At 31.6% G+C, this 19,208-nt stretch carries 17 protein-coding genes, 2 pseudogenes and 1 riboswitch; of the genes and pseudogenes, 15 read left to right on the forward strand and 4 right to left on the reverse strand.

Features of this window, described 5'->3' with window-relative positions; translation table 11 throughout:
- Window positions 1-52 precede the first annotated feature (52 nt).
- The 7 genes from ACUXEY_RS11795 (at window position 53) to ACUXEY_RS11825 (ending at window position 7,022) form a co-directional block, all read left to right on the forward strand.
- On the forward strand, window positions 53-1,291 hold the full coding sequence (locus ACUXEY_RS11795; RefSeq protein WP_431113473.1) for an MFS transporter: 1,239 nt from the start codon (window positions 53-55) through the stop codon (window positions 1,289-1,291).
- 105 nt (window positions 1,292-1,396) lie between these two features.
- Window positions 1,397-2,419: a serine hydrolase domain-containing protein gene (locus ACUXEY_RS11800; protein WP_431113474.1), complete on the forward strand. Its 1,023-nt coding sequence runs from the start codon at window positions 1,397-1,399 to the stop codon at window positions 2,417-2,419.
- Between the two features lie 4 nt (window positions 2,420-2,423).
- Window positions 2,424-3,017, forward strand: a complete 594-nt coding sequence (locus ACUXEY_RS11805; RefSeq protein WP_429603414.1) for a GNAT family N-acetyltransferase — start codon at window positions 2,424-2,426, stop codon at window positions 3,015-3,017.
- 363 nt (window positions 3,018-3,380) lie between these two features.
- Window positions 3,381-3,887: a DUF3189 family protein gene (locus tag ACUXEY_RS11810; protein WP_461300764.1), complete on the forward strand. Its 507-nt coding sequence runs from the start codon at window positions 3,381-3,383 to the stop codon at window positions 3,885-3,887.
- A 200-nt stretch (window positions 3,888-4,087) separates the two neighbouring features.
- Window positions 4,088-4,894, forward strand: coding sequence for a DegV family protein (locus tag ACUXEY_RS11815; RefSeq protein ID WP_431113476.1), 807 nt, complete (start codon window positions 4,088-4,090; stop codon window positions 4,892-4,894).
- 252 nt (window positions 4,895-5,146) lie between these two features.
- The gene (locus tag ACUXEY_RS11820) at window positions 5,147-5,560 is read left to right on the forward strand and encodes a DUF6892 domain-containing protein (protein ID WP_431113477.1); all 414 of its coding nucleotides are present in this window, start codon (window positions 5,147-5,149) and stop codon (window positions 5,558-5,560) included.
- A gap of 244 nt (window positions 5,561-5,804) precedes the next feature.
- Window positions 5,805-7,022, forward strand: coding sequence for a MerR family transcriptional regulator (locus ACUXEY_RS11825; protein WP_431113478.1), 1,218 nt, complete (start codon window positions 5,805-5,807; stop codon window positions 7,020-7,022).
- Between the two features lie 92 nt (window positions 7,023-7,114).
- Here ACUXEY_RS11825 and ACUXEY_RS11830 read toward each other — a convergent pair whose 3' ends face one another.
- Window positions 7,115-8,299, reverse strand: coding sequence for an MFS transporter (locus ACUXEY_RS11830; RefSeq protein ID WP_461300765.1), 1,185 nt, complete (start codon window positions 8,297-8,299; stop codon window positions 7,115-7,117).
- Window positions 8,300-8,356: 57 nt separating this feature from the next.
- Window positions 8,357-8,456, reverse strand: a riboswitch (purine riboswitch).
- Between the two features lie 245 nt (window positions 8,457-8,701).
- Here ACUXEY_RS11830 and ACUXEY_RS11835 point away from each other — a divergent pair.
- The gene (locus ACUXEY_RS11835; RefSeq protein WP_144611502.1) at window positions 8,702-9,997 is read left to right on the forward strand and encodes an MFS transporter; all 1,296 of its coding nucleotides are present in this window, start codon (window positions 8,702-8,704) and stop codon (window positions 9,995-9,997) included.
- Window positions 9,998-10,135: 138 nt separating this feature from the next.
- Here the strand turns inward: ACUXEY_RS11835 and ACUXEY_RS11840 are convergent, their stop codons facing one another.
- On the reverse strand, window positions 10,136-10,834 hold the full coding sequence (locus ACUXEY_RS11840; protein WP_097952155.1) for a hypothetical protein: 699 nt from the start codon (window positions 10,832-10,834) through the stop codon (window positions 10,136-10,138).
- Window positions 10,835-11,342: 508 nt separating this feature from the next.
- Here ACUXEY_RS11840 and ACUXEY_RS11845 point away from each other — a divergent pair.
- Entirely contained in the window at window positions 11,343-12,131 is a 789-nt protein-coding gene (locus ACUXEY_RS11845; RefSeq protein ID WP_461300766.1) for a GNAT family N-acetyltransferase, read from the forward strand.
- A 94-nt stretch (window positions 12,132-12,225) separates the two neighbouring features.
- Window positions 12,226-12,486, forward strand: a pseudogene (locus ACUXEY_RS11850) (glycerophosphodiester phosphodiesterase family protein); the annotation flags it as partial.
- 271 nt (window positions 12,487-12,757) lie between these two features.
- Here the strand turns inward: ACUXEY_RS11850 and ACUXEY_RS11855 are convergent.
- A complete protein-coding gene (locus ACUXEY_RS11855) occupies window positions 12,758-13,219 on the reverse strand; it encodes a DUF2306 domain-containing protein (protein ID WP_098094804.1) in 462 nt (153 codons plus the stop codon).
- Window positions 13,220-13,393: 174 nt separating this feature from the next.
- Between ACUXEY_RS11855 and ACUXEY_RS11860 the strand changes: the two are divergent.
- Window positions 13,394-13,924: pseudogene (locus tag ACUXEY_RS11860) on the forward strand (DUF4269 domain-containing protein).
- Between the two features lie 44 nt (window positions 13,925-13,968).
- On the opposite strand, the gene norG reads toward ACUXEY_RS11860, so the two are convergent.
- The gene (norG, locus tag ACUXEY_RS11865) at window positions 13,969-15,402 is read right to left on the reverse strand and encodes an efflux pump transcription regulator NorG (RefSeq protein ID WP_461300767.1); all 1,434 of its coding nucleotides are present in this window, start codon (window positions 15,400-15,402) and stop codon (window positions 13,969-13,971) included.
- A gap of 151 nt (window positions 15,403-15,553) precedes the next feature.
- On the opposite strand from norG, the gene ACUXEY_RS11870 reads away from it, so the two are divergent.
- The 4 genes from ACUXEY_RS11870 (at window position 15,554) to ACUXEY_RS11885 (ending at window position 19,101) form a co-directional block, all read left to right on the forward strand.
- Entirely contained in the window at window positions 15,554-16,468 is a 915-nt protein-coding gene (locus ACUXEY_RS11870; protein WP_000551632.1) for a DMT family transporter, read from the forward strand.
- A gap of 138 nt (window positions 16,469-16,606) precedes the next feature.
- Complete coding sequence (locus ACUXEY_RS11875; protein WP_461300768.1) at window positions 16,607-17,959, forward strand: glycosyl hydrolase family 8; 1,353 nt, start codon at window positions 16,607-16,609, stop codon at window positions 17,957-17,959.
- 202 nt (window positions 17,960-18,161) lie between these two features.
- A complete protein-coding gene (locus tag ACUXEY_RS11880; RefSeq protein ID WP_461300769.1) occupies window positions 18,162-18,629 on the forward strand; it encodes a GNAT family N-acetyltransferase in 468 nt (155 codons plus the stop codon).
- 25 nt (window positions 18,630-18,654) lie between these two features.
- Window positions 18,655-19,101, forward strand: coding sequence for an NUDIX domain-containing protein (locus ACUXEY_RS11885; protein ID WP_098094794.1), 447 nt, complete (start codon window positions 18,655-18,657; stop codon window positions 19,099-19,101).
- The last annotated feature ends 107 nt before the right edge of the window (window positions 19,102-19,208 follow it).

The raw sequence follows: 19,208 nt of genomic DNA on the forward strand, positions 1-19,208 counted from the left end.
GGGGTGGGATTTTTTTATTGTTTCAATACAATTTGGAAAGCGGGGGCCTAAAATGAAAAACTTACTTAAAGATTGGAAATATCCTTTATTATTACTGTCCGCAGTTGGTATTGCGAATTTAGGGGCATGGATTTACTTAATAGCACTGAATGTACTTGTCTATAATATGGGAGGATCAGCCTTAGCTGTTGCTACTTTATATGTAATTAAACCATTAGCCGCTTTATTTACAAACGCATGGTCAGGAAGTATGATTGATCGTTTAAATAAACGGAAGTTAATGATTCACCTCGATATATATCGTGCGGTATTTATCACTATTTTACCTTTACTTCCATCACTTTGGATTGTTTATGTATTCGTATTCTTTATCAGTATGGCCAGTGCAATTTATGAGCCAACTGCTATGACGTATATGACGAAATTAATTCCAGTTGAGCAAAGACAACGTTTTAACTCATTACGTAGTTTAATAGGATCTGGTGCATTTTTAATTGGTCCAGCGATAGCGGGAGTATTGTTAATAGCAAGTACACCAGAGTTTGCTATATATATAAACGCTATAGCATTTCTCATATCAGGAGTAATTACATTACTGTTACCTAATCTTGATGAAAAATTCGATATTCATACATCAAATGACAAGTTATCTCTAGCTGTACTCAAAAAAGATTGGAACATCGTTTTAAAATTTAGTAAAAAATCTTTATATATCGTTTTTGTATACTTCTTATTTCAAGGGATGATGGTTTTAGCTGCCGCAAATGATTCACTTGAATTGTCATTTGCGAAAGAAGTTTTATTGTTAACAAATAGTGAATATGGCTTTTTAGTTAGTACCGGCGGAGCCGGGTTTATTTTAGGAGCTATAACAAATACAATTTTATCAAAAAAATTAGCACCTTCATTTTTAATTGGAATAGGATCATTATTTATTGCAATCGGTTATTTAATTTATGCTTTTTCAAATGAGTTTTTAATAGCTACTATCGGATTCTTTATTTTATCTTTCTCTATGGCATATGCAAATACAGGGTTTAATACCTTTTATCAAAATAATGTCCCTGTCCATATAATGGGACGGATTGGGAGCATATATGGATTATTTATTGCAGGTATCACCATTTTAATTACGATTTTGTTTGGAGTTGCCACTCAATTTATTTCTATACAACTTGTGGTTATTGTAGGTTCTTTAGTAATGCTGCTTATAACTATCATATTGTGTGTATTTACTTTATTGCCATCACAGTCTAAGGCGTATTCCTCTGAGTCAATCAATTCAAAATAGTTCTCTTGGTTTTGATTTACGCTATTCAATAGGAGGGTTCACCCTCCTATATATGGAAATATAAGAAGGGTGAACAATTATTGATAAACGAGGGTGGTTTTTGTAATGAAAACAAAAGATCAAATAGAGAGCATTGTAAAAGAAATGCATCGGCATATAGATTTCTCTGGGGTAATTTTAGTGAAAAAAGAAAAAGACATAGTATATGAAGAAGCTTTTGGCTACGCAAATCGAAATGAATGTATAAACAATACGCTGCAAACAAGGTTTGGAATTGCCTCCGGTTGTAAAATATTCACTGCTATCGGTATCTGTCAACTTGTTGAAAAAGGGGTAATTACTTTTCAAACAAAGTTAAAAGAGTGTTTACGAATTAACTTTCCGAACTTCAATGAAAATATTACAATACATCACCTTTTGACGCATAGTTCGGGTATTCCAGATTATTTTGATGAAAGTATTATGGATAACTTCGAAAATCTATGGAAACAAACACCTATGTATCTTTTAAAAAGTTTAAAAGACTTCTTACCATTATTCCAAAACAGAAATATGATGTTTGCGCCAGGAAGTAAGTTTCACTACAACAATGCAGGTTTTATCATACTAGGATTAATAATCGAAGAACAGACAGGACTTATATTTACGGAGTATATAGAAAAAAACATATTTAAACCAATTGGTATGAACGATTCTGGCTATTTTTCTTTAGATACATTACCAAGGAACACAGCTATCGGTTATATAAAAGATGAAATAAATCAAAATTGGAGGACAAACATCTATTCTATACCAGTAATAGGAGGAGCTGATGGTGGAGCTTTTATTACTGCGCGAGACATGCTGAAGTTCTGGGAAGCGTTGTTTAACTATGAAATCGTAAGCCGAGAATATACAACGAAACTTTTAACCCCACATATTCAAGTAAATAATAATCAATCTTACGGCTATGGAGTATGGATTGAAACGAGAGAAAACAAGATATTCAAATATCATGTAATGGGATATGATCCAGGAGTCAGTTTTCGCTCGGCCGTATATCCAGACTTAGGAATTACATTAGTTATCCCATCAAATAAAGGGACAGGACCCGAAAAATTAATGACAGAAATAGAAGGAGCTTTTTAATTATATGGATATAGAAATTAGAGCGTATAAAAAATCTGATGAAACAGGATGGGTACGTTGCCGTGTATTATCTTTTTTAGATACAGCATATTACGATAACGTTTTTAGAGAGAAAGAAAAATATGAAAATCCTGCTATTGAATTAGTAGCTGTATTTGAAAATAAAATTGTGGGTTTAATAGATATTGAATACGAATTAGAAGAACGTACAGTCTGTTCAAGAGGGACTGGTCGTGGCGGCATGATTTGGCATATTGCTGTTCATCCGGATTTCCGTAGAATGAAAATTGGTAATCAACTATTAAATGAAGCAGAGAAGTTAGTGAAAGAACTTAACCTAAATCGATTGGAAGCATGGACAAGGGACAACCTATGGGTACATGGATGGTATGAAAAGAACGGATTTGTAAACGTAGATTCATATTTACACGTATACTCCGATCATACAGACGAGATAAAAGGTGTAATGAAAAGTAATATTGATCAGTTATATCCAGTTCAAACATTTGCTCATTATACAGGTGAAAATAAAGAAAACATAAGAAATCAATTTAAGCGGGTTCATGATTGTTTTTGTTTTGAAAAGTATTTTATTTAACTAGAAAACCTTTATTTATAAAATCACTTTAATGCTAGCTAGTAAATTTAATATTCAAGTATTACATAGGACTAATCCTAAAAGTATATAATCTATTGATAACTAACAATTCATTCGGGTTAATAGATATGTTTGTTTTGAATAAAGATGCTAACAGACGTACGAGTCAAAAGTACGTCTGTTTACTTTTATAAATAATGCTTATGACTATTACATTATGTACTGTTATAAATTGATGCTAGTATAACCCAATAATATATAATGAATTAATAAAAAAAGTGTAAATACATTCATTCCTTGTTTATCCATACTGTGAACGGTAATACTAAATAACATTGAACATTTACAACAAGGGATGATAATATGATATTCATTTACACAGATTTCGGAGGAACACATTCAACTGCACTTGCTGCAGCTTATCATTTGAATAAATTACCAACTAATCGTAAGTTAACGAAAGAAGAAATTTTGAATGTAGAGTACTTTAATAAATTGAAAACAGAAGATATGGGGAAAATCATTTTTCATGGAATAGATGAAAATGATAATCCGGTTTATACAATTGGATGCGGCGCATCAAAAGTCGTTGTACCTGCGATGAAGCATTTAGGAGAGATTCTGCAAAAACATTATCAAAATCAGGAAAAGATTGTTTTTTCTAATACATCACCAACAGTTCCTTTACCGATGACTTTCGGTGGACTGTTTTCAAGAAGGTTCCACATCGACTTTATAGGTGTACCATTACTCATATGGGGAGCAAAACTTAGCTGTGATAACGTGCAAAGACTTGTTAGTTATACGAAGGAAGCAGGTCGATTGACAAATGATTATGTTGTAATTTTAGATAATGAAACTTTTAAATAATGCACGATAAGAAGAAAATTGGGTAAATACTTCGATTTTCTTCTTTTTTTCGTGAAAATGACAAAAAATATTCACATTTAATATGCATCTACTATAGCCAAAACAATAAAGTCCTGTTACTATTACAGGGATATTCTCTTTTCGTAACATAAATATATAGAAAAGTCAGAAAAGAGGAATTGAATTAAGGGAGGAACAACATGAAGCGTGTTGCTTGGATTACTGATAGTACAACTGCGAGTTTTAAAACAGAAGGAGATAACTTTGTTATCCCAATTGAAGTTATTATTGATGGTGTGTCGTACAAAGATTGTGAAGAAGGTGTGCGTGAGCGCGTTTATAATGCTTTGAACGAAGGTAAAACTGTCACTACATCACAGCCTAACATAGGGGAAATGGTAGATTTATTTTCGAAATGTAAAGAAGAATATGAAGAAGGATTTGCAGTTGCTATTAGCGGAAAAGTAAGTGGAACCTATCAAAACATGAAGTTAGCTGCAGAAATGGCAGGTTTCCCGTTAACAGTATTAGATAGTGAAACAACAAGTTATCCAATGGATGAACTAATTAGAAAAGCGAAATCGTTATACAATGATGGTATGACGTTACAAGATATACACAAAACATTAGTAGATGAAAAAAGAAGACCTTTCCACGTATTCCCGAAAAGTTTAAAAGGCCTTTACGCAAGTGGACGTGTAAAAGGAGTTCAATTTTTACTTGGAAGTTTATTAAGTGTTAACTTAATATTAGAAGTAAAAGGTGGAGAACTTTTACTTGAAAAGAAAGTTCGCAAAATCCAAAAATGTCGAGAATACATTAAAAATGAACTTGAAAAAGAATTACCAAAAGTACTTCACATGTTCCATGCTAACGATAAAGATGGAGCTGAAGAATGGATTTCGGATATTAGACAAGCATTCCCTAAAATGGACTTTAAACTATATCCATTACCTATTTCGTTTGCGGTTCATGCAGGTGAAGGTACAATAGCAATTAGTTATTAATAGGAAACCCGTGAATGATTCGCGGGTTTTTTTATTTAATTAAATTGAAAAAGGGGACTAATACATTGCTTTCAAGCTAAAAAAACTCGTAATAATTGTAATAATTTGTTAGTGTTAAACTGCAAGTATTTTTGTTCTTAATATTTATTTCGATACTTAATTGAAATGGTAGTGATCGCTGGATTAGATATTTTACAGAAGACTCTCTTATAGTGAAAAGGCTAGAAAAAGATAATACTGGGGGTAGTTATCATGGGAAAGAATGAGATGTTTAAAGATTTTAATTTTAAATTAGTAGTAATCGAAGCTTTATTAGATAAAGAGCCACTATTTCTAAAAGAATTAACAGACATAATAGATAAGTATACGAATAATTTCAAGTGGTATTCTGGAGCTGAATCAATTGTTGAAATTAGAGAGTATTTAGAAGAGTTGACTTTAGAATTAAGTGATTTGGAAAAGATTGAATCTCTTTGCTTTGATGGAGGTAATGAAATTTATCATATTTTAAAGCCAGATTGGGATGGTGAAGACAGTTTATTTGATGTAATATCCGTTGAAGGATTTCAGATTCTAAAAAATTTAAAATCAGTGGAATATATTTCAATGTGCTATCCGAAAGTATTAGAGCCATTTAAAAAAGCTGGAATTGAAATTCAGGATTAATGAGGAGAAAGTTTTGTATAATCGTAGACAGCTTCCGCGGGTTTGTCTACTTCTCACCACAGAAAAGTATTTAGAGAAACATATAACCTACCAGAATAAGTTGTTGTTTTATACAATATTGATGGTACTGTGACAACTTAGATATAAACTAGATGAAAAATGGTGAAGATTCTGGTTTCTTGTGAGCCTACTTTTCCACAAAAAGAAGTATGTAAAAATAAAAATGTAAATGGTAGTGATTGGGATGAAAATAGGTAAATTTGGAGAATTAAATAACATAAGTATTGATACAATTAGACATTACATGGATCTCGGTCTCATTATTCCTGAAAAAAAGGGAGGTCACTATTTTTTTGACGAGTATTGTCAAACTGATTTAGAGCTTATATTACAATACAAAGAGCTAGGATTTAGTTTGAATGAAATTAAAGAACTATTTTTTTATAAAAATTTAGCGAAATCTATGAATTACGAAAAAGATACTTTTTACCAATCTTTGTTTAAACTGAAATATGACAAGATGGAACAGGAAATAAAACTTTTGGAGAAGAAACGGGATAAATTAAAAGAAGTACTACATGATTTATTATTAACAAATGAAACTTCTAATTCAATTATAGGGATAGATTTAAGTGTACTACATTTACTTACATGTTCTAAGTGTAGACAAAAACTAATTCTTCAAGATGGAATTATTAATAACAATCAAATTACTGAGGGAAAGTTAATTTGTAATTGTGGGGAAGAATATATAATTACCTCAGGAATAATAACTGCTAGTAAATTATTCGAAGCAAATGAGCAACCGACACATAAAAATACTATTTCGGATTATATTCATGAAACTGATAATGCGTATTTGGAAAATATGCATAGAGAAGGGCAATGGGCGAAAAAGAAACTATTACATTTAAATTTAAATAACAAATTAATATTGGATATAGGATCGGGACTTGGGTTCTTTTTGAGAAACATTTATGAAGAACTGCCAGAAGATTGCCTATACATTGCAGTGGATCGAGATTTTAATAAACTTTTATTTTTAAAGGATGTATTAGCGAGTAGAAATCCGAAAAGAAATATTCTCTTTATCTGTGCTGATTTTTTGAACATCCCTATTCAGAACAAGTCTGTTGATATTGTAATTGATCATTCTGGTACGAGCAATTATAGTTTTGAGCATGAGAATTTTTTACTTCACGAATTAAATCCACTTTTTAAAACGGATTGTTATTTATTAAGTTTATTTATTTTATTTAAAAATTTCAGCTCAAATAGCCAAATTACAAATAGCTTTCGAGCAAATTTTACACTTTCAAAAGTAACAAAAGAAATTCAAAATCTACAGTTTCAATCCATCGATGAAAGTACTTCAAACTATTTGAAACGAGGTGGAAAGTACGAGAATTTCTTTATTGAAGGAGAAGAAATTTATACATATTCATTTTTTGGAAAAAGATGAGGTTAAACCTGTCATAAAAAGTCCGTTTTTATAACTGAACTTTTTATGACGATACATATTTATACTTTAGTGATTAAAAGAAAAAGAGAATGTTAATTTAAATGTTTAGCACTCACTGGACAGTCTCTTGTTCGTGTATGTCTAGTAAGAGAAAAGATAGCCAAACCTAAAGATAATAAAACTAGAGATCCACCAACCCAGGCCATATTGGCGACATTATGTACTTGTTTTAATGCTATACCTCCAACTGCAGAGCCGAGTGAAATTCCTATTTGTAGAGCTGAATTATTAAAACTTTGCTGTATATCTGACGTATCTGGGGCAGTTTGGATTAAATAACTTTGTTGAGGTGGTGCAAGCCCCCAACTCAATGCAGCCCAAACTATCATAACAGGAATAAATAGCATAATAGAAACTGTCGTGAACGGTAATATAAATAAGATTAGAGCAAATAAAGTAATAACTATCACAATACTTTTTGGAGCACCTATTTTATCTGATAAAATACCGCCGAACGCTCCGCCACTTACTGCAGCTATACCAAACACTAAATAAAATATGCTAATCCAATAAGGGCTTAGGTGAAACTTATCTTCTAAAAAAGGAGTAAAATAAGCATATAAAGTATAGTGTCCCGCTAACATAAACATTGTAGCTAGATGAGCAGCGCCTAGTTTTGGACTACAAACGGCCTTTAATTGAATAGATAAAGGAATTCGATTTTCCTCTCCAGGTATCTTCTCTAAAAATACTGAGATTAAGATGATGGATCCCAATGATAAAATAGTAATACATAAAAAAATAACTCTCCAGCCAAATGTGTTTGAAATTAAAATGCCTAGTGGTACTCCTAGAACAAGTGAAGAGCTAATACCCATATAAATTAATCCTAATGCTTTTGCTCGGTAAGAGGGTTTAACAATCTTTGCTGCAATTGTAAGGGAAAGTACTACAACTAAAGCTGTGCTCATAGCAGTTAAAATTCTTGCTATCATCATAAAAGTAAAGTTTGGACTGAAATACGTAAGTATATTACCAATTAGAAAAATATAAAGTGAAATAACATACAATTTTTTTCTTTCCACTTTATTTGTGAAAATTAATAATACAGGACCTGCTATTGCATAAGTAAAGGCGAAAATTGTAATTAATTGCCCAGCGGAACTTAATGAAACATTAAAATCTTTAGCGATGTCTGGCAATATTCCTCCAACAATAAGCTCTACAAGTCCTACTGCTATTGTTGCTAGAACTAATATAAATACTTTGAAATTCATTTTATGTATTCCCTTCTCGTCATTATTTACCGTAGAACAAAAAACTCCTGACTACAAACGCTATAATACGCATTTTGTAGTCAGGAGTTATTGGTTCCTGGTAGAGACCTCCAAGCCATATTCTTGGAGTTATACATGATTCTCATATGTAATTAATCAATGTAATAGAAGATACCATATTAAATTCTATATTTCAATAAAAAATTTTGTATTTGTACACGTAATCCTATTATTTATTTTTACCAACATAGAGAACGACAAAAATCTTTAGTTGATAAAGATGGGGTTAACCCTATCTTTTATTTATTTTCCCTTAAAACTTTTCAAATTGTACATATTGCTATTGGGTTGACCCAAGAACTTACAATGTACGTAACATATAGTTAGGCAGGGGGAAAAGTGATGGGAAGTTTACGATTACATATAGAAAATAAAAAAAGCAACCAAGAACTAAAAAATATTTGTCTCTATTCCATTGGGAAAACAGTATCAATACTCGGTAGCTCTATTTATAGTTTCGCATTAGGATTATATGTTTTACAAATAACCGGATCTGCGTTAAATTTCGCGATTACGCTCATTTTAGGAACAATTCCTATGATTGTTTTGAATCCATTTGCTGGTGTCATTGCTGATAAAGTTGATAAAAAGAAACTCGTCGTTTGTATGGATCTACTTAGTGGCTGCTTATTAATAGCTGTTTATATAGTAAGCAGCCACTATGGATTAAACTTATTCATCATTTATACTACTACCTTTCTTATGACGGTATTTACAACCTTTTTTGGAATAGGGTTAGAAGCTGCGAAACCGAATATCGTCTCTAAAGAGAGGCTTATGAGTATTAATTCTATAAGTAAAATTATCGATTCTGTATCTTTAATTCTTGGCCCTATGTTAGGTGGTATCGTTTTTTCAATATTTAATATTAAAACTTTTATAATTATAAACGGTATTTCTTTTATTCTTTCAGGGATAGCATTACTATTTATTCATTTTAGACTGTTCGAGTACAACATAAATGAGCGAAATTCAAAAAGAGGAGTTAATTTTATTAAAGATATAAAAGAGGGGTTTTCTTACTTACTTGAAAAGGAAAGCTTAAAGAATACGTTTCATATTTTAATTTCGTTTAATTTCTTCTTAGGCTTTGCTGTAACTGTTCCATTGCCATACATTATTAACACAGTACTCAATCTTGGTTCTAAGCAATTTGGTATCATTCAAGGGACTTTTCCAGTAGGGATGATAATCGGTGCAATTGTAGTAAAAAAGATAACTGATCGTTTTTCTTACTCTTATCTTTTGAAAAAACTAAGTTCTATGTTGTCAGTTTTTATGATTATTTTAGGAATTCCAGTTTTATTCAAAAGTTTTGAAGTGAATGATTTAGTATTCGTTATTACGTATTGTTTTGTTATGATCTTTTTAGGGTTTATTATAGCGCTAATTGATATTCCTTTAATTTATTTCATGCAAAATGAGATTCCCGATGAATACAGGGGAAGGGTTCTCAGCATTGGATTAAGTATAGGTAAAATGATGCTCCCTATAGCAATGGCACTATCCGGTCTATTATTAAATTATATCCCAGCGTACACCATTCCAATTGTAGGGGGATTCTTATATTTAATAGTAATTAAAGTTTCATCAAATCGTTTCATATTAGAGGTTCATTCGAAAGATTATAGTGCTTAATAGATTCTTAGATTATTTTTAGAATGGATACTGCTACTTCTTTCAAGCTAAGAAAAGCAAATACTATAAAATGAAAATTTATTTGGTAAATCGGTTTCATAAATTATAAAAAGCACAGGATTATCATCCTGCGCTTTTTTATCGTAATTCAGCTGTTTTTCTAATAACAATCTTATCAATATCATCTTCTTCATCACCGATAAATAAACCGCGTTCTTTTAAATAGGCCTCAAAATATAAATCTGCTTCTGCACGTTCATCATACGGTTTTACAGATAGAACGAAACCTAATTTGTTTTGTTCCTCTAAATGAGAAGTGGAGATGTAGGCCGGTACATTGTGGCGTAAAAAGAGTTCTTTAACCGGAATAATCATATCTTTCATTAATTTCGTTAACATACCCATTTCAAACTCGAAATTAAAGCGATCTATGCTACATAAATCAGCGAATACTACACCGATAAAACCTGTATTAAATACTTCTTGATAATCTACTTCTTCGTTACCGTAAAAATTCTTTTCGATTAAATAATTTATAAAGTAAGCCACACCATCACTTTGTTCGAATGGTTTCGTTGAGAGAACAAAGCCGATTTTCTTTTGTTTATGTAAATACACACATGACATGTATGCTGAAATGTTATGTTCTTTAAATAGAGAACTTGTTGCCCCAGAGAGGCCATCCAGTACGTGATGAACAATTTGAAGTTTTTTACGAGCGAAATAATAGGATTTCTTTTGTAACTCCAATGTATCAATAAAGACAGAGCCGATAAAGCCTGTATTTGAAATAATAGGTGTTTGCTTTTTTCTTCCTCTGCGCTTTGCTTGAGCCATTGTAAAAATCATCCCTTCATGTACAATTAAAATAAAAAGAACGTTTGTTCGTATATTTATATTTTACTATTAAAACGCTCTAAAGTAAAGGGTTTTTGACGAAAAAAACAACAAAAAAGACACCTGTAAAAGGTGTCTTAAACGCTGTAGGGAAGAGGGTTCATCCGTACAATTTATATTATGATACAGAGACAATCTCTTCTGTATCTTCTACATCTAAATGACAGTCCATAGTACGAACATCTTGATCTTCATGACTTCCGAAATAAATAGTAATTTTCATATGTATCGCTCCTTTATTCTAGGAATACCTAAAATAATTACTAGTAATGTTAATATTTATTATATACCACTTTTTTCATTCCGACAACGTTATATCATTTTTAATTCTTTTAGGGTGAATAGAGTGATGTATAGAGCCATTTTTATAGAAATGGGCACATTTCATATATGTTATATTTAATACTGAACGATTCGAATACGAATTTTTATGAAAGGAGAAAAATGAATGAATTATAAACAGTTATTAATAGATAACTTCACATATAAAACGTCATATATTGCGCGGCAGCTACATGGAATGAATGTAAAAGAAACTGCTATTGACTGCGGTTTACCTGCAGATACATTTAATATCATTACTTTATTAAACAATGATTTAACGGAAGGTATTGAGAAATTATATAAAGTGGTAAACATCTATAATCAAAAGAAATTTCCAATGAGTGTTTGGCTTTGGGATGATAGGCACGAACAGGCTATAAAAAACGAATTAATAAAACTTGGCTTAAAAGAAGCAGAACAAAATATTGCGATGGTAGCAGACTTAAAAACAATACATCCAACAATAAACATGCCAGAAGGTTTTATAATAGAAAAAGCATCTTCGTCAGGACAAATTAAAAAGTTTGGAGAAACTTTAGCTAATTTATTTGGTACATCAGAGGAATGTGTACATGTACAATCATTCTACAATGAAACTGCTTCTTTCGACTTATGGAATAGTAAAAATATGAAACTATACTTAGGACTTTATAAAGATGAAGTTGTATCGGTTGGTTCATTAGTGTGCACAAAAGATAGTATTGGTATTTATGATATAGCAACGAAAGAAGAAATGAGAGGAAAAGGATTTGGCTCTACTATGTTTCATTACTTGCTGCAAGAAGCAAAGGAATTAAACGTTGCTCAATGTGTATTACAAGCTTCACCTGATGGGATTAATATTTATAAAAAGGCTGGTTTTCAATCTGTTGGACAAATGACTGTATTTGAAAATCGACATTTAATTGAATAAATTATCTAAGCTAAATTGCTTACATGTAGGAGTAAATACATCATTATGAAAAAGATATATATTATTACAATACTTTGCACCTTTATAGTAATAGGTACTACAATTACTACCTTACAAAAAGGCAATTCAATTAACTGAATTAGAGATAAAAAAGTATAAAACATACTGCATCGGTCTTGGGATGAACTATAGATATATTGATTCAGCTTATGTAAAGAGAATAAAGAAACATGGATTAGAAGTTCATCCATTTACTGTAGATAATGAAAAAGATATGAAAAAATTACTTTTATGGGGTGTTGACGGGATGTTTACGAATTACCCGGATCGATTACACTCATTATTACAATCTTAAAATATATTGTTTTAACTATCGCTGAATCAATAATTTAATTATCCACAAGTATACAATGATAGTTCGTCAGCCAGATGGTTACATCATTAAGTACATAGAACTGATATTGAAATGAAATCCGAAAAAGAATCCAATACTTTTATTGGATTCTTTTTATTTAGCTCTAAGTGATTAACTTAAAGCAATACGATTTTGAATTTATTAATAAAATATTACATTGAGTATGATTTTTCATAATAATCATCAGAAAGTAACGAAAATGTAATGAATTTTAACTACGCTTTTTATATTTTTTTGATACACTGGCTACGAGAGGAATACCGATTAATGTAGGTAAAAACCAAAACCATATAGGTGGCAGTAAATTAATTAAGGGAATATGAATACCGACGTTTACCAAAAGTGCGGTAACAGCACCGATATAAGAGCCTAACATACCTCTAATATGGTGGTGAAGCCAATTTTCCCACCGTTTTTTTCGTGCGAGGTATCCATAGATCGCAAATGAATAAGAGAAAATTGCCACATAAAATAAATATGCGATTTTATCCCAGTTTATAATGGATAATATAATTGCAGTAAGGGTGATCACAACATAGGATGCATGATATATTTCACCCCATTCTGTATGTTTTCCTTTCTTCTTTTGAGCAACCATCGCTATTATCCCAGTGATTAAACATATCGTTCCAAATAATATGTGGATGGTTAAAAGAATGTTGAAAATGCTCATAATAATTCCTCCCTTTTTATTGTTATAGTATTGCAGTATAGGAGAAAAGTTGAAACATATTGTTTATTCGCTTTAATATATTGAAATAAAGGTACTCCAAGAACAAGTTTAAACGGACAAATTTTTCTTGCATTTAGTGAGACACGTATTACGTGAAATGAAGGAGAGACTTCCATGTTTACATCTATTACATATTTACAATCAGGGAATGAAAAGCAACAAAAAGTATATGATGTTTTGAACAAACTAAACATAATGGAGGATTTAGCTTTATATAGTCCCGTTCTTTGCGGGACAATCCCTATAAGAATTGATACTCTTCAATCTGACTTAGATATAGTAATGGAAGTACATAACTTTTATGTTTTTGAACAGGAAATGAGATCTTTATATGGTTCTTATGAAGGATTCAAAATAAAAAAGAAAAAAATTAAAAATACAGAATCGATACAGGTAAATTTTGAATTTGAAGGTTTTGAATTTGAATTATTTGCTCAGCCTAAGCCAGTGCGTAACCAAAATGCATATAGACATATGATAGTAGAGCACATGCTATTAATGTAGCATCCACATATAAGGGAAGAAATTCTTCGCTTAAAAGAGAACGGTATAAAAACAGAACCTGCTTTTGCTCAAGTATTAAACATTGAAGGAGATCCTTATGAAGGACTTATTGTGTTGGGGCAGGAAATGCGGTTGTGGTAAATAAGATACATAAAAACTCCTCTATAGAAAAAGAGGAGTTTTTATTATGCTATTAGCTTACGGATTAATTCACTCAGCAATTTAACCCCGTTAGTCATTTGTTCTGGAGAAGCATATCCATATGATAAACGAATGTACGGTTCTGATTCTTCTTCATAAATACGTCCTGGATTTAAAAGAATTCCTTTTGATAGTGCCTCTGAAAATAATTTTTTCATCGGAATGCTAGGTACAACCTTTAGCCATATAAAGAATCCGCCGCTAGGAATATCCCACGTTGCAATATCTGCACAATACTTATTTAAAGCCCGTATCATGATTTGTCTTCGTTCTTTTAGTTGAATTCTTACGTTTGCAACATGTTCTTCATAAAAACCTTTTTTTATCCATTCAGCAGCAACTCTTTGGGATAACGAACTCGATCCATAGTCTGTTTGCATTTTTATATCTGACAATCTTTCAATAACTGGTTCAGGTCCAATAATCCATCCAATTCTAAGTCCTGGGCTAAGTGTTTTAGATAGACTACCAACATATAATACATGTCCATGTTTATCTATTGATTTTAAAGGAGCTGGAGGGGGTTCATCAATCCATAACTCACGATAAATATCATCTTCAATAATAGGTAACTGTTCCTTTTCACATATCTTTATTATTTCTTTTCTTCGTTCTTGAGACATTAATATCCCAGTTGGGTTTTGAAAACTAGGAATAGAATATAAAATGTTTTTCTTTTGACTGTATTTAATGCGTTTTAATAATTCGTTAGGTAAAATACCGTGATGATCCATAGCTATACCAGATAAATTTATATTTGCTGATTGAAATACATGAAGTGAATATAAGTAAGAAGGTTGTTCAAGTAAAACAGTTGATTCTCTATGCAAAAGACCAATTGATATTAATTGCAATGCTTGTAATGCACCAGAGACGATTAATATAGAACCCGGTGATACATGTATTCCGAATGATTTTACGTATTTACTTATTGCCTCACGTAACGGTAAAAAACCTTTTTGTTCTTCGTATCCGAAATAATCTAATTCGTCACTTACGTTTTTCATAATGGACTGCATCGTTTTTAGCGGGAAAATTTGAGGTGCAAGTTCACCTTTACTAAGATGGATAAGTGTTTTATTTGCTTCTGCTTCATTTATTTCTCGTACCATTAACTTGCTAGGTTTATGAATACCAGCTTTTACATATTCACTCCAATCAGGCGGGGGATTCGTCGCTAATAATGACCATGTATTATTTGTTACAACTGTTCCTGCTCCGATTTTCCCTTGAATTAAGCCATCTGCCATAAGTTCATCGAGCGCAGTTATTACAGTACTTCGATTTACATGAAATAATTTTGCTAACTGCCTTTGACTAGGGATCTTACTTCCGATCGGCCATTCTCCGTTTTCGATTTTTTCTTTCATATAATCTACTATCTGCCGATATTTAGGCAGTTTTTTATTCGTTGTCATAAAAAAACTCCCTCGTTCAATTTAAAAATGCCAAGTGGTTGGTTTTTACGATAAATAACTGGTTGAAGACATTGTATCAACTATTAAATATGATGAAAAGAAATAATTAGTAATTTAAAAATGGTTGGTTTATTAGAAAGGGAGAGAAAACATGCATAATAAAAAATGGGATTTACGCATTATATATGCACACGCGTTTACGATTCTTATATGGGGAACTGCTTTTCCGGCAATTCGTATGGGGCTTGAATCTTATACACCTGAGCATCTTACTTTACTACGCTTATTAATCGCTTCATTTATACTTCTGTTGTTTTCTTTTATCTACAAGTTACGGCTACCGGATTTAAAGGATATCCCAGCAATTTTTATGTTCGGTGCTTTAGGATTCACTTTTTATCACATTGCATTAAACTACGGCGAAAAAACAGTAAATGCTGGTTCTGCAAGTTTAATTGTTTCGGTCACACCTATAGTAACGGCAATTCTTGCTTCTATATTTTTAAACGAAAAAATGAAATTAAATGGTTGGATCGGTGGTGTAATTAGTTTTATAGGAATTGCTCTCATATCATTTAGTCAAGGAGATGCTATTCAATTGAATAGTGGGGGATTATTTATATTATTAGCAGCGATTTCAGAAAGCCTATATTTTGTTTTTCAAACTTCTTACTTAAAAAAGTACGGCTTCTTACCATTTACCATATATACAATTTTATCTAGTACTGTATGTATGCTTATTTTCTTACCGGGAATGTATACAGAAATACTAGCAGCTCCTCTTGAAGTGAATGTGAGTGTTTTATATTTAGGCTTATTTCCAACAGTACTCCCATATATCGCATTGGCCTATATCATATCTCATGCTGGTGCTGCTGAGGCAACAAGTTCTCTATATTTAACGCCAGTAACTGCATGTTTTATTGCTTGGTTATGGTTAGGAGAAGTGCCAACTTTAGTTTCGATAATTGGCGGAGGGATTACTATACTTGGTATCGTGATTGCTCATATACCAGTATTAAGAAAAGAAAAACATAGGAATTTAGCAAATAATCAATCCGTATAACGTAATTCAATAATAATTTTATGATACTTTTTCATATAGTTTCTTTCTTATGTTGATAAATATAATATTTTGTATTTCAGTTAAATATTGTATGTTACATTTTATGTAGTAAGCATTTTAAAAGGAGATGACAACATAATGAATGGAAAAAGAAATATTTTCACATGTATTTCTATTATAGGAATCGGTCTAGCTAGTTTTTCTAATTCTAGTTTCGCAGCAAATGTAACGGACAATTCAGTACAAAATTCTATTCCCGTAGTTAATCAACAAGTAGCTGCTGCAAAGGAAATGAAACCATTTCCCCAGCAAGTTAATTATGCAGGTGTTATAAAACCTACTCATGTTACACAGGAAAGTTTAAATGCTTCTGTAAGAAGTTACTACGATAATTGGAAAAAGAAATATTTGAAAAATGATTTATCTTCTTTACCTGGTAGTTATTACGTAAAAGGAGAGATTACGGGTGATGCGGATGGGTTTAAGCCACTTGGAACTTCAGAAGGTCAAGGGTATGGGATGATAATTACAGTATTAATGGCTGGTTACGATTCGAATGCCCAAAAAATCTATGATGGTTTATTTAAAACAGCAAGAACTTTTAAAAGCTCTCAAAATCCTAATTTAATGGGATGGGTTGTCGCAGATAGTAAAAAAGCACAAGGTCATTTTGATTCTGCTACTGATGGGGATTTAGATATTGCGTATTCTCTTCTTCTTGCTCATAAGCAGTGGGGATCAAATGGAACAGTTAATTATTTAAAAGAAGCACAAGACATGATTACAAAAGGTATTAAAGCTAGTAATGTTACAAATAATAGCCGACTAAATTTAGGAGATTGGGATTCTAAAAATTCACTTGATACGAGGCCATCTGATTGGATGATGTCACACCTTAGAGCATTTTATGAATTTACAGGTGATAAAACTTGGCTTACTGTTATTAATAATTTGTACGATGTTTATACGCAATTTAGTAATAAGTACTCTCCAAATACAGGGCTTATTTCAGATTTCGTTGTAAAAAACCCACCACAACCCGCACCTAAAGGCTTCTTAGATGAGTCAAAATATACAAATGCATATTATTATAATGCTAGTCGAGTACCTTTAAGAATTGTAATGGACTATGCGATGTACGGTGAGAAGCGAAGTAAAGTCATTTCTGATAAAGTCTCTTCGTGGATTCAAAATAAAACGAATGGAAATCCTTCTAAAATTGTGGATGGTTATCAATTAAACGGGTCTAATATTGGTAGTTATCCAACTGCTGTATTCGTTTCGCCATTTATTGCTGCAAGTATAACGGATAGCAATAATCAAAAGTGGGTAAATAGCGGTTGGGATTGGATGAAGAATAAGAAAGAAAGCTACTTTAGTGATAGTTATAATTTATTAACCATGTTATTTATTACAGGAAATTGGTGGAAACCTGTACCTGATGATAAGAAAATAGAAAACCTAATAAATGATGAAACTCAAAAAGGATAAGATAAATAACAGGGTTTTCTTTTTAGTAAAAGGAATTAGCACTATGCTAGTTCCTTTTTAATATTTCGTGAAGCAATACAGCTTTACACTTAAATAAAGAAAAATTTAATAAGATCATGTTGTAGGTTGTTTTCGGAAAAGGGAGAATATGTCACTCTGTTGAATATAAAAATACAACCTATTTATAAAGGAGCCTAAAATATTGAATGTCCAGTTAAAGATTGTTACGAGAGAAAATTGGGAAGATGCATTAAAGTTACAAGTTAAAAAAGATCAAAGAAAATTTGTTCCATCCGTAGCAGTTTCACTTGCTAAAGTATATATAAAACCAGATGGTGACCATGTAGAATACATACCATTTGCGATATACGACGGCGAGCTAATGGTCGGTTTTGTTATGCATGCTGTTATAAAAGAGACAACAGATATGTATTGGATAAATGGATTTATTATCGATCAAAAGCAGCAAGGTAATGGTTATGGAAAAGCAGCATTACAGAAGAGCATCGATTTAATAAAAAATACATATAAGGCGTGTAAAGAAATTAGATTAACAGTACACAAAGATAATATTTCTGCAAGGAAACTATATGAATGTTACGGTTTTCAATCATTGGGACATGATTATGATGGCGAGCAAGTGTATCGTTTATTTGTTAATCAAATATAAAGTAAATGACTGGGAGGAATAGCGTTTGAAAACTAAATTTCATCATATTGTACGAGCTGTTATGATTAAGGATAAAAAATTGTTAGTGGCTGAGTATATTGGCCATCATTATTTTTTACCAGGTGGTCATGTTGAAGTTGGCGAATCGGCTGAGAATGCATTAATAAGAGAATTGCGAGAAGAACTCGGAGTTAACTGTAGTATAAAACAATTTTTAGGTGTAATAGAAAACAAATGGGAAGACCGAGAAGTTCTTCATCATGAAATTAATCACATTTTTGAAATAGATTCACAAGAGTTACATAATGACTTCATACCAAAATCTAAAGAGTCTCATTTAGCATTTCACTGGATAGATTATAATCAAGAAGCTTTACATACGTATAAAATCATGCCAGCGCCTTCAGTTAAAGAGTTGCTAGAAAGAAAATTAAGCGATGAACTACTAAACTGTTGGATTAGTAATTTTTAAATACCTCTATTAATAGTAAATACGTCCACCGAAAGGAAAGTAAGAAAATAGGCTAAAAAACAAGGTACATCACCTAGTGTAAGTTCATATTTTGTTGATGTACGCAT

This window comes from Bacillus sp. F9_6S_D1_P_5, assembly GCF_054823925.1.